The sequence below is a fragment of the Streptomyces sp. NPDC050732 genome, from assembly GCF_040654255.1.
GTDB lineage: Bacteria > Actinomycetota > Actinomycetes > Streptomycetales > Streptomycetaceae > Streptomyces.
The window spans coordinates 50293-63858 of sequence record NZ_JBFAHP010000010.1; the positions used below are offsets into that span (position 1 = coordinate 50293).

General features: G+C 71.3%; 10 protein-coding genes and 1 pseudogene. 7 read left to right on the plus strand and 4 right to left on the minus strand.

Translation table 11 applies throughout. The features are described from left to right. Window positions 1-112 precede the first annotated feature (112 nt). The 3 genes from AB0H82_RS11360 to AB0H82_RS11370 are packed head-to-tail and all read left to right on the plus strand — an operon-like array spanning window position 113 to window position 3387. Window positions 113-1375, plus strand: coding sequence for a glycosyltransferase family 4 protein (locus AB0H82_RS11360; RefSeq protein WP_362991246.1), 1263 nt, complete (start codon window positions 113-115; stop codon window positions 1373-1375). Continuing rightward, entirely contained in the window at window positions 1372-2265 is an 894-nt protein-coding gene (locus AB0H82_RS11365) for a hypothetical protein (protein ID WP_362991248.1), read from the plus strand. The genes AB0H82_RS11360 and AB0H82_RS11365 overlap by 4 nt, the downstream gene beginning before the upstream one ends. A gap of 45 nt (window positions 2266-2310) precedes the next feature. Next, window positions 2311-3387, plus strand: a complete 1077-nt coding sequence (locus AB0H82_RS11370; RefSeq protein ID WP_362991250.1) for a YafY family protein — start codon at window positions 2311-2313, stop codon at window positions 3385-3387. Here AB0H82_RS11370 and ctaD read toward each other — a convergent pair. Next, window positions 3323-4960: pseudogene (ctaD, locus tag AB0H82_RS11375) on the minus strand (cytochrome c oxidase subunit I); the annotation flags it as partial. The gene AB0H82_RS11370 and the pseudogene ctaD overlap by 65 nt on opposite strands. A gap of 473 nt (window positions 4961-5433) precedes the next feature. Between ctaD and AB0H82_RS11380 the strand changes: the two are divergent. Next, window positions 5434-5649: an I78 family peptidase inhibitor gene (locus AB0H82_RS11380; RefSeq protein WP_362991252.1), complete on the plus strand. Its 216-nt coding sequence runs from the start codon at window positions 5434-5436 to the stop codon at window positions 5647-5649. 99 nt (window positions 5650-5748) lie between these two features. Here the strand turns inward: AB0H82_RS11380 and AB0H82_RS11385 are convergent, their stop codons facing one another. Next, complete coding sequence (locus AB0H82_RS11385) at window positions 5749-6777, minus strand: phosphatase PAP2 family protein (RefSeq protein ID WP_362991254.1); 1029 nt, start codon at window positions 6775-6777, stop codon at window positions 5749-5751. Window positions 6778-7026: 249 nt separating this feature from the next. Next, window positions 7027-8175, minus strand: a complete 1149-nt coding sequence (locus tag AB0H82_RS11390) for a glycosyltransferase family 39 protein (protein ID WP_362991256.1) — start codon at window positions 8173-8175, stop codon at window positions 7027-7029. A gap of 229 nt (window positions 8176-8404) precedes the next feature. On the opposite strand from AB0H82_RS11390, the gene AB0H82_RS11395 reads away from it, so the two are divergent. Beyond that, window positions 8405-10036: an MFS transporter gene (locus AB0H82_RS11395; protein WP_362991258.1), complete on the plus strand. Its 1632-nt coding sequence runs from the start codon at window positions 8405-8407 to the stop codon at window positions 10034-10036. A 261-nt stretch (window positions 10037-10297) separates the two neighbouring features. Then, window positions 10298-11494 carry an acyl-CoA dehydrogenase family protein gene (locus AB0H82_RS11400; RefSeq protein WP_362991260.1) on the plus strand — a complete coding sequence of 399 codons (1197 nt, stop codon included), beginning with the start codon at window positions 10298-10300 and terminating at the stop codon, window positions 11492-11494. Between the two features lie 42 nt (window positions 11495-11536). Here AB0H82_RS11400 and sepF read toward each other — a convergent pair whose 3' ends face one another. Next, complete coding sequence (gene sepF, locus AB0H82_RS11405; protein ID WP_362991262.1) at window positions 11537-11986, minus strand: cell division protein SepF; 450 nt, start codon at window positions 11984-11986, stop codon at window positions 11537-11539. A 291-nt stretch (window positions 11987-12277) separates the two neighbouring features. Between sepF and AB0H82_RS11410 the strand changes: the two genes are divergently transcribed. Next, on the plus strand, window positions 12278-13549 hold the full coding sequence (locus tag AB0H82_RS11410) for a DUF5685 family protein (protein ID WP_362991264.1): 1272 nt from the start codon (window positions 12278-12280) through the stop codon (window positions 13547-13549). Window positions 13550-13566: the final 17 nt, after the last annotated feature.

The window sequence follows — 13566 nt, forward strand, 5'->3', positions numbered from 1 at the left end:
TTCGGAAACAGGATGGTGTTGTCACCCAACCATTGGCCAGGAATCCCCGTCTAACCCTGCGGTAGGCGGACGAGGGGGACTGTCCGCATGGAAGCGCGGAATACGGGGACGCATGCACATCTCTTTCCTGATTCACAACGCGTACGGAATCGGAGGGACGATCCGGACGACGTACAACCTGGCGAACACGCTGGCCCAACAGCATGACGTCGAGGTCGTATCCGTCTTCCGGCACCGTGACGAGCCCATCTTCGCGCCTGACCAGCGCGTCCGACTGAGCCACCTCGTCGACCTCCGCAAGGGCACCCCCGGCTACGAGGGGGAGGATCCGGAGCACCTGCGCCCCGCCCGGACGTTCCCCGACGCCGAGGGCCGCTACGACCAGTACAGCGCCCTGACCGACCGACGCATCGCCGCCCACCTCGCGGCCCTCGACTCGGACGTCGTCGTCGGCACCCGGCCCGGCCTCAACGTGCACATCGCGCGCCAGACCGCACGCGGCCCGCTGCGGGTGGGCCAGGAACACCTCACGCTCGACAGCCACAGCAAGGAGCTGCGCCGCCAGCTGCGCAGCGTCTACCCGCGCCTCGACGTCCTGACCACGACGACCGAGGCCGACGCCCGCGCCTACACCCGCACGATGCGGCTGCCCGGCGTGCACATCCAGGCCGTGCCGAACCCCGTGCCCGCGCCCGGCATAGAGCCCGCCGACGGCACCCACAAGTGGGTCGTCGCGGCAGGCAGGCTCGCTCCCGTCAAGCGGTACGACCTGTTGATCAGGGCCTTCGACAAGGTGCGGCGCGAGCGCCCCGACTGGCGGCTGCGGATCTACGGCGGCGGCAAGCAGAAGGAGAAGCTGCGCGCCCTGATCGACGAACTCGGCCTCTACAACCACGTCTTCCTCATGGGCCCCGCCCACCCGATCGAGCCCGAGTGGGCCAAGGGCTCCATCGCCGCCGTCACCTCCAGCCTGGAGTCGTTCGGCATGACGATCGTCGAGGCGATGCGCTGCGGGCTCCCCGTGGTCGCCACTGACTGCCCGCACGGACCCGGCGAGATCATCGACAACGGTGTCGACGGGCGGCTCGTCGAGACGGGCAACGCCGACGCCATAGCGGGCGGCCTGCTCGAACTGATCAACAACGACTCGCTCCGGCAGCGGATGGCGGGCGCGGCGCTCCAGGACTCCGAGCGCTTCGACCCGGAACGCATAGCCGAGCGCTACGACGCGATGTTCTCCGGGATGATCGCCCGCGGGAGCTCGATGGGGGGCCGGATGCGCGGCTCCCTGCACCGCACGAGAGGCGCGCTGCTCGGGGGCGCGTACGCCGTGCGTGATCTCGGCCGCATACAGACGAAGGGATCGACCGCATGACGGCCTTGGCCACCTCGCAGTCGGCGTCGCACGCCGGGGACGACCACGAGGCCGCGGGGGCGCCCCGCGCCGACTGCATCGCCGACTCCGCCGGGGGACTCACCTTCGACGTCACGGACCCGGGCGAACCCGGCACGGCGGACGCCGCCCACCTGCTGCTGCGCCGCCGCGACGCCGAATCGGCCGAGGACTGCGTGCGGCTGCCGCTCTCCCCGTCGGCGGACGGCCGGCTGCGGGCCGCGCTGCCCAGCAGCGTCGAGCTCGCCGAGGGCCGCTGGAACGCGTACGCGCAGGTCGCGGGCGGCGAGCCGCGCCGCCTCATGCCGGGCGTCAACGATCTGCGCTCGCTGGTCGACCGGGCGCCCAGCGGCAGCCGCGGCCACGTCGCGGTGCGCATCCCCTACGCCACCAAGCAGGGCAACCTCTCGGTGCGCAGCTGGCTGCGCGCGCCGCACGCCGAGACCGGCGAGATCGACATCACCGGCACCGCCATGACCGTGCACGGCCGGGTCTACGGCACCGGGCTCACCGACACCGCGTACGTGGAGGCCGTCCGGCGCGCCGAGCCGGACGTCGTCCACCGCGCCGAAGTCACCGCGGACGGACCGGAGTTCACCTTCACGCTGCCCTACGGTCCTCTCGCCGAACACGGGGCGGGGCCCTGGGACCTGTGGCTGCTCCCGGCCGGCGGGAGCGGCCCGCGCGTGCGCCTGGCCCGCATCCTGGACGACGTCCCGGACAAGAAGACGATCTTCACCTACCCGGTCGTGCCGTGCGCGACGGAGCGGCACGGCACCCTGGAGACGGGCCCGTACTACACCCTCGACAACGACCTGTCCGTGCGCGTCCGCGAGACGCGTGGCGCGGAGGGAGCCGGCGAGGACGGCTGACACCGCGGACCGGGGCTGTCCTCGAACACGGGCACAATCACGTCCATGTTGGAGACCTCGGCACGACTGCTCCGCCTGCTCTCCCTGCTGCAGGCCCACCGCGACTGGTCCGGCGCGGACCTCGCCGAACGGCTCGGCGTCACCCCGCGCACGGTCCGGCGCGACGTCGACCGGCTGCGCGGGCTCGGCTACCCCGTCAACGCCACCCCGGGCACCGGCGGCGGCTATCAGCTCGGCGCGGGGGCCGAGCTGCCGCCGCTGCTCCTGGACGACGACGAGGCGGTCGCGGTCGCCGTGGGCCTGCGCACCGCCGCAGGGCAGGGCGTCGAGGGCATCGGCGAGACGTCGATCCGCGCGCTCTCCAAGCTCGAACAGGTGCTGCCGAACAGGCTGCGCCGCCGTGTCGGCGCCCTGCACGCGTACACCGTGCCGATGCTGCGCACCCCGCAGCCGCAGGGCGTCGACCCGGCGGTCCTCACCGAACTCGCCGACCTCTGCAGGGACTCGGAGCGGCTGCGCTTCGACTACCGCGACCACGGCGGCAGTTCGTCCCGCAGGACCGTCGAACCGCACCGCCTGGTCTGCACCGAGCGCCGCTGGTACCTCGTGGCCTGGGACCTCGACCGCGACGACTGGCGCACGTTCCGCGCCGACCGCATCGAGCCGCGGCCGCCGCACGGGCCGCGCTTCGCGCCGCGCACCCCGCCCGCCGAGGATCTCGCCGCGTACGTCTCGAAGGGCGTCTCCACGCGCGTGTACGCCACCCATGCCGTGGTCCGGCTCCTCGTCCCGCTCGCCGAGGCGGCCCAGCGGATCACGCCCACCGACGGCACCCTGGAGGCCGAGACCGAGGACAGCTGCCTGCTGCGCACGGGCGCGACGAGCCTGGACGTGATGGTCTTCCACGTGCTGTTCATGGGCTTCGAGTTTGAGATCGTCGAGCCCGTGGAGCTCGCCGACCGGGTCGGGTCGGCTAGGGACCTCCTGAGCCGGGCCCTGGACCGGGGTGCTCGGTCTGCGGATCCTGACGCGGCCGGTCCGTGTCCCGCGCCTCGAACGCCGCGTACTCCGGATGGTGCAGATCGAACGCCGGGGACTCCGAGCGGACCCGGGGCAGCGTGACGAAGTTGTGCCGGGGCGGCGGGCAGGAGGTCGCCCACTCCAGGGAGCGGCCGAAGCCCCAGGGGTCGTCGACGTCCACCTTCTCGCCGTACTTGGCGGTCTTCCAGACGTTGTAGAGGAACGGCAGCGTGGACAGGCCGAGCAGGAACGCCCCGATGGACGAGACGGTGTTGAGCACCGTGAAGCCGTCCGCCGCCAGATAGTCGGCGTAGCGGCGCGGCATGCCCTCGGCGCCCAGCCAGTGCTGGACCAGGAACGTCGTGTGGAAGCCCACGAAGAGCGTCCAGAACTGGATCTTCCCGAGCCGCTCGTCGAGCATCTTGCCCGTCAGCTTCGGCCACCAGAAGAAGAAGCCGCCGAAGGTCGCGAAGACGACGGTGCCGAACACGACGTAGTGGAAGTGCGCGACGACGAAGTACGAGTCGGTGACGTGGAAGTCGAGCGGCGGCGAGGCCAGGATGACGCCGGTCAGACCGCCGAAGAGGAAGCTCACCAGGAAGCCGACCGCCCACAGCATGGGCGTCTCGAAGGACAGGGAGCCCTTCAGCATCGTGCCCGTCCAGTTGAAGAACTTCACGCCCGTCGGCACCGCGATGAGGAAGGACATGAAGGCGAAGAAGGGCAGCAGGACCGCGCCGGTGGCGAACATGTGGTGCGCCCACACGACCACGGAGAGCCCGGTGATGGCCATCGTCGCGCCGACCAGCGGCAGATAGCCGAAGATCGGCTTCCGGCTGAAGACAGGGATGATCTCCGTGATGATGCCGAAGAACGGCAGCGCGATGATGTAGACCTCGGGATGCCCGAAGAACCAGAACAGGTGCTGCCACAGCAGCGCACCGCCGTTCTCCGAGGCGAAGACGACCGAGTGGAAGCGGCGGTCGGCCTCAAGGACGAGCAGCGCGGCGGCGAGCACGGGGAACGCGATGAGCACCAGGATCGACGTGAACAGCACGTTCCGCGTGAAGACCGGCATCCGGAACATCGTCATCCCGGGCGCGCGCATCCCGATGATGGTGGTCAGGAAGTTCACCGCGCCGAGGATCGTGCCGAAGCCGGAGAGCGCGAGCCCCATGATCCACAGGTCGGCGCCGATGCCCGGCGACCGCTCCATGCTGTTGAGCGGGGCGTACGCGAACCAGCCGAACGCGGCGGGTCCGCTCGGCACGAGCAGCGAGCCGAGGACCATCAGGGCGCCGAAGAGGAACAGCCAGTACGAGAGCATGTTCAGCCGGGGGAAGGCCACGTCGGGCGAGCCGATCTGCAGCGGCATGATCTCGTTGGCGAACCCGGCGAACGTCGGCGTCGCGAAGAGCAGCAGCATGATCGTGCCGTGCATGGTGAAGGCCTGGTTGAACTCCTCGTTGTTCATCAGCTGCAGCCCCGGCCGGGCCAGTTCGGCCCGCATCAGCAGGGCGAGCGCGCCGGCGACGAGGAAGAAGACGAACGACGTGATCAGGTAGAGGTGACCGATCTTCTTGTGGTCCGTGGTGGTCAGCCAGTCGACGATCACCCGGCCGGGGCGCTGCTCCCGCACCGGCCGTCCGGTCTCCCGCGCCGTCTCGGTCCCCATCGCTCGCCCCTTCGCCGTCGCGTCCCGGGCCCCGCTCGCAGGCTGTTCGAAGCTCACGCCATGATGCTCGCGTCGCGGCGGCTTCGACAGGGGGCGTACGCCGGTTCCGGGTGACCGGTGAGCGGACACCGGTGCCGGAATGAGGAATTCCCCCATGCGCCGTCACCTCCCGTGCGGGCGCCGGGATTCGGAAATGCGGAGGGTTCGTAAAGGGCCTCCTGTCCCATTCGGGCGGCGCTTTTCCGGGTGTGGGGAAGAAGCCTTCCGAGTGACGTGAAGACGCCGTCGAATTACGTAGGCAGAAGGACGGAACCGCCCGTTCGTGTGACGGAGTTCGACCGAAACGCACGTGGTGATCCTGTGACAGAAGCGTGACCGGAGAGGTACCGGTGACACATGGTGTGCGCCTGCCGGGCTTCCCCGTCGGCCTCCCGGGCTTCCCCGCCGGTGCCGCGCCGCCTAACGTGGCGGCCATGGCACCTATCCCGACCCCTCCCAGCGAGCCCCAGGACAGCCCGGACGGCTACGTGGGCCTGACGGCCGACGCGGCAGGGCAGCAGGCGCGCGCACGCGGCTGGTCCACCGTCAGGTCGCTGCCCCCGGGCGCGATCATCACCATGGAGTTCCTCGCGGGACGGCTCAACTTCGAGGTCGACGAAGGCGTCGTGAAGCGCTGCTGGAAGGGCTGAGGCGCACACCATGGCAGAAGGCCCCGGCTCCTGAACGGAGCCGGGGCCTTCGCGGTGCGGGGGGTGGGCTGTGCGTACCGGCCCCCGCTGTCCGTGGGGTCAGCCGCCCGCCACCGGGCGGGCGGCCGTGGTGCCGCGGGTGACGCGGTCGGAGTGCGGCGGCCGGCGGCTGCCCGCCGGGGTGACCGGGGTGCGCTCGGAGCGGGCTGTGTGCGGGCCGGGGGCCAGATAGGCCGCGGGTCGGCCGCCGCGGGCGGCGCCGACCGGCTCGCGCGCGGGCGCGCCGTCGTCCACGGCCGGGCGCTGCGGCACCATCGCGGGGGCGCCGACCGGCGAGGACGCCGGCTCGGGCACCGTGACGAGCTGGGTGCGGCGGGCCCGCCAGGAGTCGCGGACGCGGAAGATGCCGGCCTCGACCCGGGCGATCAGCGACTCGAACCAGGGCAGCGCGAGCAGGATGAGCAGGCCCGCGGCCCAGCCGAGGAAGACATCGCTCAGCCAGTGCGTACCGAGGTAGACGGTGGTGAGGCCGACGCTCAGCGAGACCACCGCGGACAGGGCCGACAGGTAGCGGCGGGTGCGCGGGGTGGAGGCGAGATAGGCCAGGATTCCCCAGGTCACGACGGCGTTGGCGGTGTGGCCGGAAGGGAATATATCGCCGCCGAGCCACATCTCGTTCGAGCCGATCGCGGTGGCGTAGTGCGGGCCGAGGCGGCCCATGCCGAGCTTGGCGGCGCCGACGGTGACGTTGAGCAGGAGGAGCGAGGCGCCGAACATCAGGAGCGGGCGCAGCGTGTGCTGCCGCCAGGAGCGCCAGCCGAGCCAGGCCGCGACCATGACGGCGGTCGGGCCGCGCTGGCCGAGGACGACCCAGTAGTCGAGGAAGGCGTGGATCTCCGGCCACTGCTGGTAGGGCCGGAAGAACATGACCTGCCAGTCGAACCGCACCAGCCACGAGGTGGTCAGCACGGCGACGACGATGGCCAGGTAGAAGGCCAGGGTCGCGCCGAAGAGCACGACCCTGTGCCGGCTCATCCTCGGCATGGTGAGGTGGGCCGGTCGTTCCGGCTCACGGTCCAGCCGGGCGAAGACCCGGTCAAGACGGGTGAGGTTTCGTTCGGTACGCACCCAATCGACGTTACAGCGAGTGAGTGCGGCACTAGGCCGAATCAGTGGCTTTGTGATGACGATGTGATGTGGGATTGATCTCAGGAAGAGGTTTATTCCTCATGGTTTCTTTATTGCGCGCCGACCGCTTACCCAATTCGTTGATCATTTCCGGTGCTGTTTTATAGCCCTTTTGAATTGGTTCACCGGGGGCTGGCGTGGAATTTCCCATTCGATCACCGGAGCACCGCCGAAATGATCATGACGTGATCAGGGCGGGCCCGAGCCGTGCAGCCAGAACGCCCCGTAGACCGCGCTCACCACGGCCACACCGCCGAGGACCAGCGCCGACCTCGACGTACGCAGCCGGGCCAGCGCCACCGCGACCGGCAGCAGGAGCGGGAAAGCGGGCATCAGGAGCCGCGGCTTCGAGCCGAAGTAGCCGGCCGCGCACAGCGCGAGCACGACGACGATCCCGCAGTAGACGAGCAGCGGCAGGGGCTGCTTCCCGCGTACGCCGAGGACGTACAGCCGGACGACCAGGGCGACGCCCGCGATCAGGCCGAGGCCCGCGAGGGCGCCGGGCACCGACGTGAACTTCTCCCCGACGAACCGCGCGAAGGCGTAGCCGAAGTCGAAGCCGTTGCCCCAGCCCGCCTGGACGTCGAGATAGCCGAAGAGACCGCCGCCGGTGCGGTGGCCGACCCAGAGCACATAGCCCGCGGCGCCGAGCGGAGCCAGGACCACCCCGAGGAGCACGCGTCCGTCGGCCCGCCGCTCCCGGTACACCCGCACCGCCGCCGCCACCCAGATCGCGGCGACCACCGCGGCACCCACCGGCCGGGTCAGCCCCGCGAACGAGGCGAGCACACCCGCCGCCACCCAGCGCTCCCTGAGCACCGCGTACAGCGACCAGGCGGCGAGCGCCGTGAACAGGGACTCGCTGTACGCCATCGACTGCACGATCCCGACCGGAAGCACCGCCCACAGCGCGACCGCGCAGATCCCCGCCCGGCGCCCGTACACCTGGTCGGCGACCGCGAAGATCCCCGCCGCGGCGAAGAGCGACGCGAGCCAGCTCACCACGAGACCCGCGTCGGCGTACGACAGCGGACTGATCGCCGAGACGAGCCGTTCCAGCCAGGGCAGCAGCGGGAAGAACGCGAGGTTCGAGTGGACGCTGCCGTCCGGGAGCGTCACTTCCCAGCCGTATCCGTGCTCGGCGACACGGGTGTACCAGAGGGAGTCCCAGCGGGCGCTCAGCAGTGTGTGCGGACTCCTGCCGGCCACCGCGCCCCACACCGCGAGGACGGCGAGGCCCAGCGCACGCACCCCGGCGTACACGAGGATCGCGGGCGCCGCGCGGCGCAGCGCGTGGCCCGCCGGGGACGGCGTGCGGCGGAGATCAAGATCGGTCACGGGCTCGATTATCGGCCGTGGGGGAAGCCGGACGCCTCCGCGGGGCGTGGCCGGAAGCCGGGGGCGTGGCGCACGCCACACCGCATCCGTACAACCGTGAGAGGTCCGCCACGCGCCCCAGGCGTCGACTCGCGTACTCTGACGGCTCACTCGCCTTGTCTGTGCCGCCGGAGCAGGGAGTTACCGTCCCGCAGGCCGCTGTCGCGAGGGACCACTGGGAGGTACGCACATGTCCGGGACGACCACGGCCGCAGCACCGCAGGGCCGTCGGGGATCCGGGGCCGGTGCCGGGGCCAACCGCTGGGTCGTGCTCGTCGTCCTCTGCGTGAGCCTGCTGCTCGTCGCCGTCGACGCCACCGTCCTGCACGTCGCGGTTCCCGCCGTCACCGAGGACCTGAAGCCCGGCGCGATCGAGCTGCTGTGGATCGTCGACATCTATCCGCTCGTCTGCGCCTCGCTCCTCATCCTCTTCGGCACGCTCGGCGACCGCGTCGGCCGCAGACGCGTCCTCCTCCTCGGATACGCCCTCTTCGGCGTCGCCTCCGCGATCGCGGCCCTCTCCGACAACGCGCAGGTCCTGATCGCCGCCCGCGCGCTGCTCGGCGTCGGCGGCGCGATGATCATGCCCGCGACCCTGTCGATCCTGCGCCAGGTCTTCCCCGACCGCCGCGAACGCGCCCTAGCCATCGGCATCTGGAGCGCGGTGGCCGCGGTGGGCGCCGCCGTGGGACCGCTGCTCGGCGGGTTCCTCCTCGAACACTTCTGGTGGGGCTCGGTCTTCCTCATAAACATTCCCCTGATGCTGGTCAGCCTGCCCATCGGACGCTGGCTGCTGCCCGAGTCGACCGGCGACAGGAACGGGCCGTGGGACGTGACCGGCGCGCTGATGGCCGCGGGCGGGCTCTTCGGCCTCGTCCTCGGGGTGAAGCGGCTCGGCGGCGGCGAGTCGCCGCTCGGCGCCACGACGCTGGTCTCCCTCGCCGTCGGCGGCGCCCTCCTCGTCGGCTTCGTCCGCAGACAGCGGCGGCGCAAGCATCCACTCGTCGACCTGTCGATGTTCGCGCGGCCCGCGTTCAGCACGTCGGTCGGCTGCATCGTCCTCGCCATGCTCGCCCTGGTGGGCCTCGAACTGATCGCCGCGCAGTACCTCCAGCTCGTCCTTGGGCTCACCCCGCTGGAGACGGGCCTGCGACTTGTGCCCCTCACCGTCGCCGCGATGGCCGCGGGCCTCGCGGGCTCGAAGATGCTCAGCGGGCTCGGGCCGCGCACGATGGTCTGCGCCGGCTTCTGCCTGACCGCGGCCGCCGTGCTGCTGCTCACCGGCATGGGCACGCACGCCGACGACACGCTGCTCCTCGTCGGCTTCGTCCTGCTCGGCTTCGGCCTGGAGACCACGCTCTTCGGCGCGTACGAGTCGATGCTGAGCGAGGCACCGCCGGCGCAGGCGGGCGGCGCGGCGGCGATCGGCGAGACCTCCTACCAGCTGGGCGCGGGCATCGGCATCGCGCTGCTCGGCAGCGTCATGAACGCGGCGTACGCGCCGGGGCTCTCCTCCGTGCCCGAGGTGTCCGCGGCGGACAGCGCCGCGGCGGGGCACTCGCTCGGCGAGGCGTACGAGGTCGCGGCGCGGCTCGGCGGGGATTCGGGTGCGGCGCTGCGGGCCGCGGCGCGGGACTCCTTCGTGCACGGGCTGCATGTGACGCTGCTCGTCAGTGCGGGGCTGCTGCTGGCGGGGGCGGTGGCGGCGCTGCGGTTGCCGCGGGGGATGGAGTGCGGGGCGCCTGCGGCGCGGCTTGAACCCGGGGTGCCCGGCCCCCGGGACCCGGCGCGGGTCGGCGCCGGGTCGTCCGTGGACGCCTGAGCCTGAGGGGGGGGCGGTTCTTCGGGTGCGGGCCGTTCTGGGCTGGTCGCGCAGTTCCCCGCGCCCCTGAGGGGCGGGTCCGTGTTCGCCGGGTGCGGGTGGGGTGTGGCTGGTCGCGCAGTTCCCCGCGCCCCTTACGGGGCCCCCTTCAGGGCCCCTGAAGGGGGCCTGGATGGTCTGGACGTGTGGGAGGCCGGGTCGTAACGTCTGCGGGAGTTATCGCTAACTAACACTGCTAGTTTTGTATCGCCGGAGGTCCGCATGTCCGCAAGTGCCCGTACCCCGTTGCCGCCCTTCGATCCCGCCGATCCCCTCGGCATCGACGACCTCCTCGACCCGGAGGACCTCGCGATCCGCGACACCGTCCGCACCTGGGCGACCGACCGGGTCCTGCCCCACATCGCCGACTGGTACGAGAGGGGCGAGCTGCCCGGCATCCGCGAGCTGGCCCGCGAGCTCGGCTCCATCGGGGCCCTCGGCATGTCGCTGCGGGGGTACGGGTGCGCGGGGGCCAGCGCCGTGCAGTACGGACTCGCCTGTCTGGAGCTTGAGGCCGCCGACTCGGGCATCCGCTCCCTCGTCTCCGTGCAGGGGTCCCTCGCCATGTACGCCATCTGGAGGTTCGGCTCCGAGGAGCAGAAGCAGCGGTGGCTGCCTGGCATGGCCGCCGGCGAGATCATCGGCTGCTTCGGGCTGACCGAGCCCGACCACGGCTCCGACCCGGCGTCCATGCGGACGCACGCCAAGAAGGACGGGACGGACTGGATCCTCACCGGCCGCAAGATGTGGATCACGAACGGGTCGGTGGCCGGGGTCGCCGTCGTCTGGGCGCAGACCGACGACGGCATCAGGGGATTCGTCGTCCCGACCGACGCGCGGGGCTTCTCGGCGCCCGAGATCAAGCACAAGTGGTCACTGCGCGCGAGTGTCACCAGCGAACTGGTCCTCGACGAGGTGCGGCTGCCGGCCGACGCCGTGCTGCCCGAGGTGACCGGCCTCAAGGGGCCGCTGAGCTGTCTCTCCCACGCCCGCTACGGCATCGTCTGGGGGGCCATGGGCGCGGCCCGCTCGTCCTTCGAGGCGGCCGTGGAGTACGCGAAGAGCCGTGAGCAGTTCGGCCGGCCCATCGGTGGCTTCCAGCTCACCCAGGCCAAGCTCGCCGACATGGCGGTCGAGCTGCACAAGGGCGTCCTGCTCGCCCATCACCTGGGACGGCGCATGGACGCGGGCCGGCTCCGTCCCGAGCAGATCAGCTTCGGCAAGCTCAACAACGCCAGGGAAGCGATCGAGATCTGCCGCACGGCCAGGACGATCCTGGGCGCCAACGGCATCTCGCTGGAGTACCCCGTCATGCGGCACGCGACGAACCTGGAGTCGGTGCTCACCTACGAGGGCACCTCCGAGATGCACCAACTGGTACTGGGCAAGGCGCTCACCGGTCTCGATGCCTTCCGGTGACCGGCCCCGTGCCGGCCCGGGCTCCGGTGAGCGGCCCTGCCCCTAGCTCTGATTGAAGAAGCCGTCCGAAGGGCGACTCACGGCCTCGCCGTTGACGATCTGCGTGTCGGCGGGGGTGAGCAGGAAGACCCGCGTCGCCACGCGCTCGATCGAACCGCGCAGGCCGAAGGTGAGGCCGGCCGCGAAGTCGACCACGCGCTTGGCGTCGCTGGGCTCCATGGACGTGAGATTCATGATGACCGGGACGCCGTCCCGGAAGAGCTCACCGATGTGGCGCGCGTCCCGGAAGCTGTCCGGGGTCACGGTGCCGATCCGCTGCCCGTGGTCCTGGGCCGGCTCGCTCGCCACCCGCGCGCGCGGGTCCGTGACCCAGGCCTCCGGCTGGTCAGGTCCCTCGGCCCGGTCGTCTTCGTAGCCGTCGTCGTAGTAACGCTCGTCGTTGTTGTCGTCGACGAGGCCAAGCCAGGCACTCGCCTTGCGCACCGATCCCATGGACGCCTCCTCTCGCAGCGGTTTCCCTGAATTCCGCATCCCTATCGTCGTCCATGATGCGGATGATGCGCCAAGTGGATAGTCGCCGCGCGGGGTTTTCGTGACGGTACTGGTGCAGAGTCAACACGCCGACGCGCGGTGCGCTCCAAGGGTCGTGCTGTGCACGGCTGCTGACTGTGAGTGAAATATGATTCTTCACGGCGTATGGGTGACGGTCGGTGCGTACGGGTGAACGAGCCGCTGGCTACGATGCCGGAGTTGATCGTGTCCGGGCCACTCGGGGGAGTCGTCTTGTTCGGAATCGTCAGGCCCTGCAGCCACCGCCTCGGTGAGGGCCTCAAGACGCAGTGGATGGCGCACCTCTGCGGACTCTGTCTCGCGCTGCGCGGTGACCACGGGCAGTTCGCCCGCGTCGTCACGAACTACGACGGGCTCATCATCTCGGTCCTGACGGAGGCTCAGGCCGAGCGGTCGACCGGCTGGCGGCGCACCGCGGGGCCCTGTCCGCTGCGAGGGATGCGGACCGCCTCCGTGGCCCAGGGCGAGGGAGCGCGGCTCGCCGCCGCCGTCTCACTGGTGCTCGCCTCGGCGAAGGTCCGCGACCATGTCGTCGACGGCGACGGGCTCCTGGCACGCAGGCCGGTGGCCGTCGCCGCCCGGCGCGTGGCCAGGAGCTGGGACAGGGCGGGCGCCCGGACCGGCGCCGACGTGGGGTTCGACACGGCGGTCCTGGTCGACGCCGTCGAACGGCAGGCCGGCATCGAGGCCTTGGCGGGGCCCGGCAGCTCGCTGCTCACGGTCACTGAGCCGACCGAGACCGCGACCGCCGCGGCCTTCGCGCACACCGCCGTCCTCGCCGGGCGGCCCGGCAACGCGGCGCCGCTCGCCGAGGCGGGCCGGCTCTTCGGCAGGCTCGCCCACCTGCTCGACGCCGTGGAGGACAGGGAAGCCGACGCTGCGTCGGGCGCCTGGAACCCGCTCACGGCGACCGGCACGTCCCTGGCCGAGGCGCGCCGTCTCGCCGACGACGCGCTGCACGGCATCCGGCTCGCGCTGCGCGACGCCGAGTTCACCGACGGCAAGCTGGCGCACATGCTGCTCGCGCACGAGCTGGGCAGGTCGGTCGACCGCGCCTTCGGGACGACCGAGTGCGGTCACGCGCATGAGGTGACAGCTCATCAGGGCGGTTCTTTCGGGCCGCCGCAGCAGGGCGGGCCGTACGGGCCGCCGCCCTCCAGCGGTCCGTACGGCTCGCAGAATCCGTACGGGGGCGGGATGCCGGGCGGCTCTGGCGGAGCGGCCGGTCCCGGTGGCCCCGGGGGCTTCGGTGGCGGGCCCGCCTTCGAGCCGCAGCCGCCCCAGAAGCCCGGCAGGCGAGGCTTCTGGGCGGGGTGTGCCGTCGCCATCGGGCTCTGCTGCACCTGCAAGATGTGCTGCGCCGACGAGTACGAAGGTCCCTGGTCCCGCAAGAAGCGCGAGGGCTGCTGCAGCAACTGCGGCGACTGCGACTGTGGCTGCTGCGGCATCTGTGAGTGCTGCTCCTGCTGCGACTGCGGGCTCTGACCAGGGAGCTTGAGCGG

What these genes read in the sequence shown, in the direction of transcription:
- sepF (WP_362991262.1), bottom strand. Translation starts at nt 11,986, where the DNA reads ATGGGATCGGTGCGCAAGGCGAGTGCCTGGCTTGGCCTCGTCGACGAC.
- AB0H82_RS11400 (WP_362991260.1), top strand. Translation starts at nt 10,298, where the DNA reads ATGTCCGCAAGTGCCCGTACCCCGTTGCCGCCCTTCGATCCCGCCGAT.
- AB0H82_RS11380 (WP_362991252.1), top strand. Translation starts at nt 5,434, where the DNA reads ATGGCACCTATCCCGACCCCTCCCAGCGAGCCCCAGGACAGCCCGGAC.
- AB0H82_RS11395 (WP_362991258.1), top strand. Translation starts at nt 8,405, where the DNA reads ATGTCCGGGACGACCACGGCCGCAGCACCGCAGGGCCGTCGGGGATCC.
- AB0H82_RS11370 (WP_362991250.1), top strand. Translation starts at nt 2,311, where the DNA reads ATGTTGGAGACCTCGGCACGACTGCTCCGCCTGCTCTCCCTGCTGCAG.
- AB0H82_RS11360 (WP_362991246.1), top strand. Translation starts at nt 113, where the DNA reads ATGCACATCTCTTTCCTGATTCACAACGCGTACGGAATCGGAGGGACG.
- AB0H82_RS11365 (WP_362991248.1), top strand. Translation starts at nt 1,372, where the DNA reads ATGACGGCCTTGGCCACCTCGCAGTCGGCGTCGCACGCCGGGGACGAC.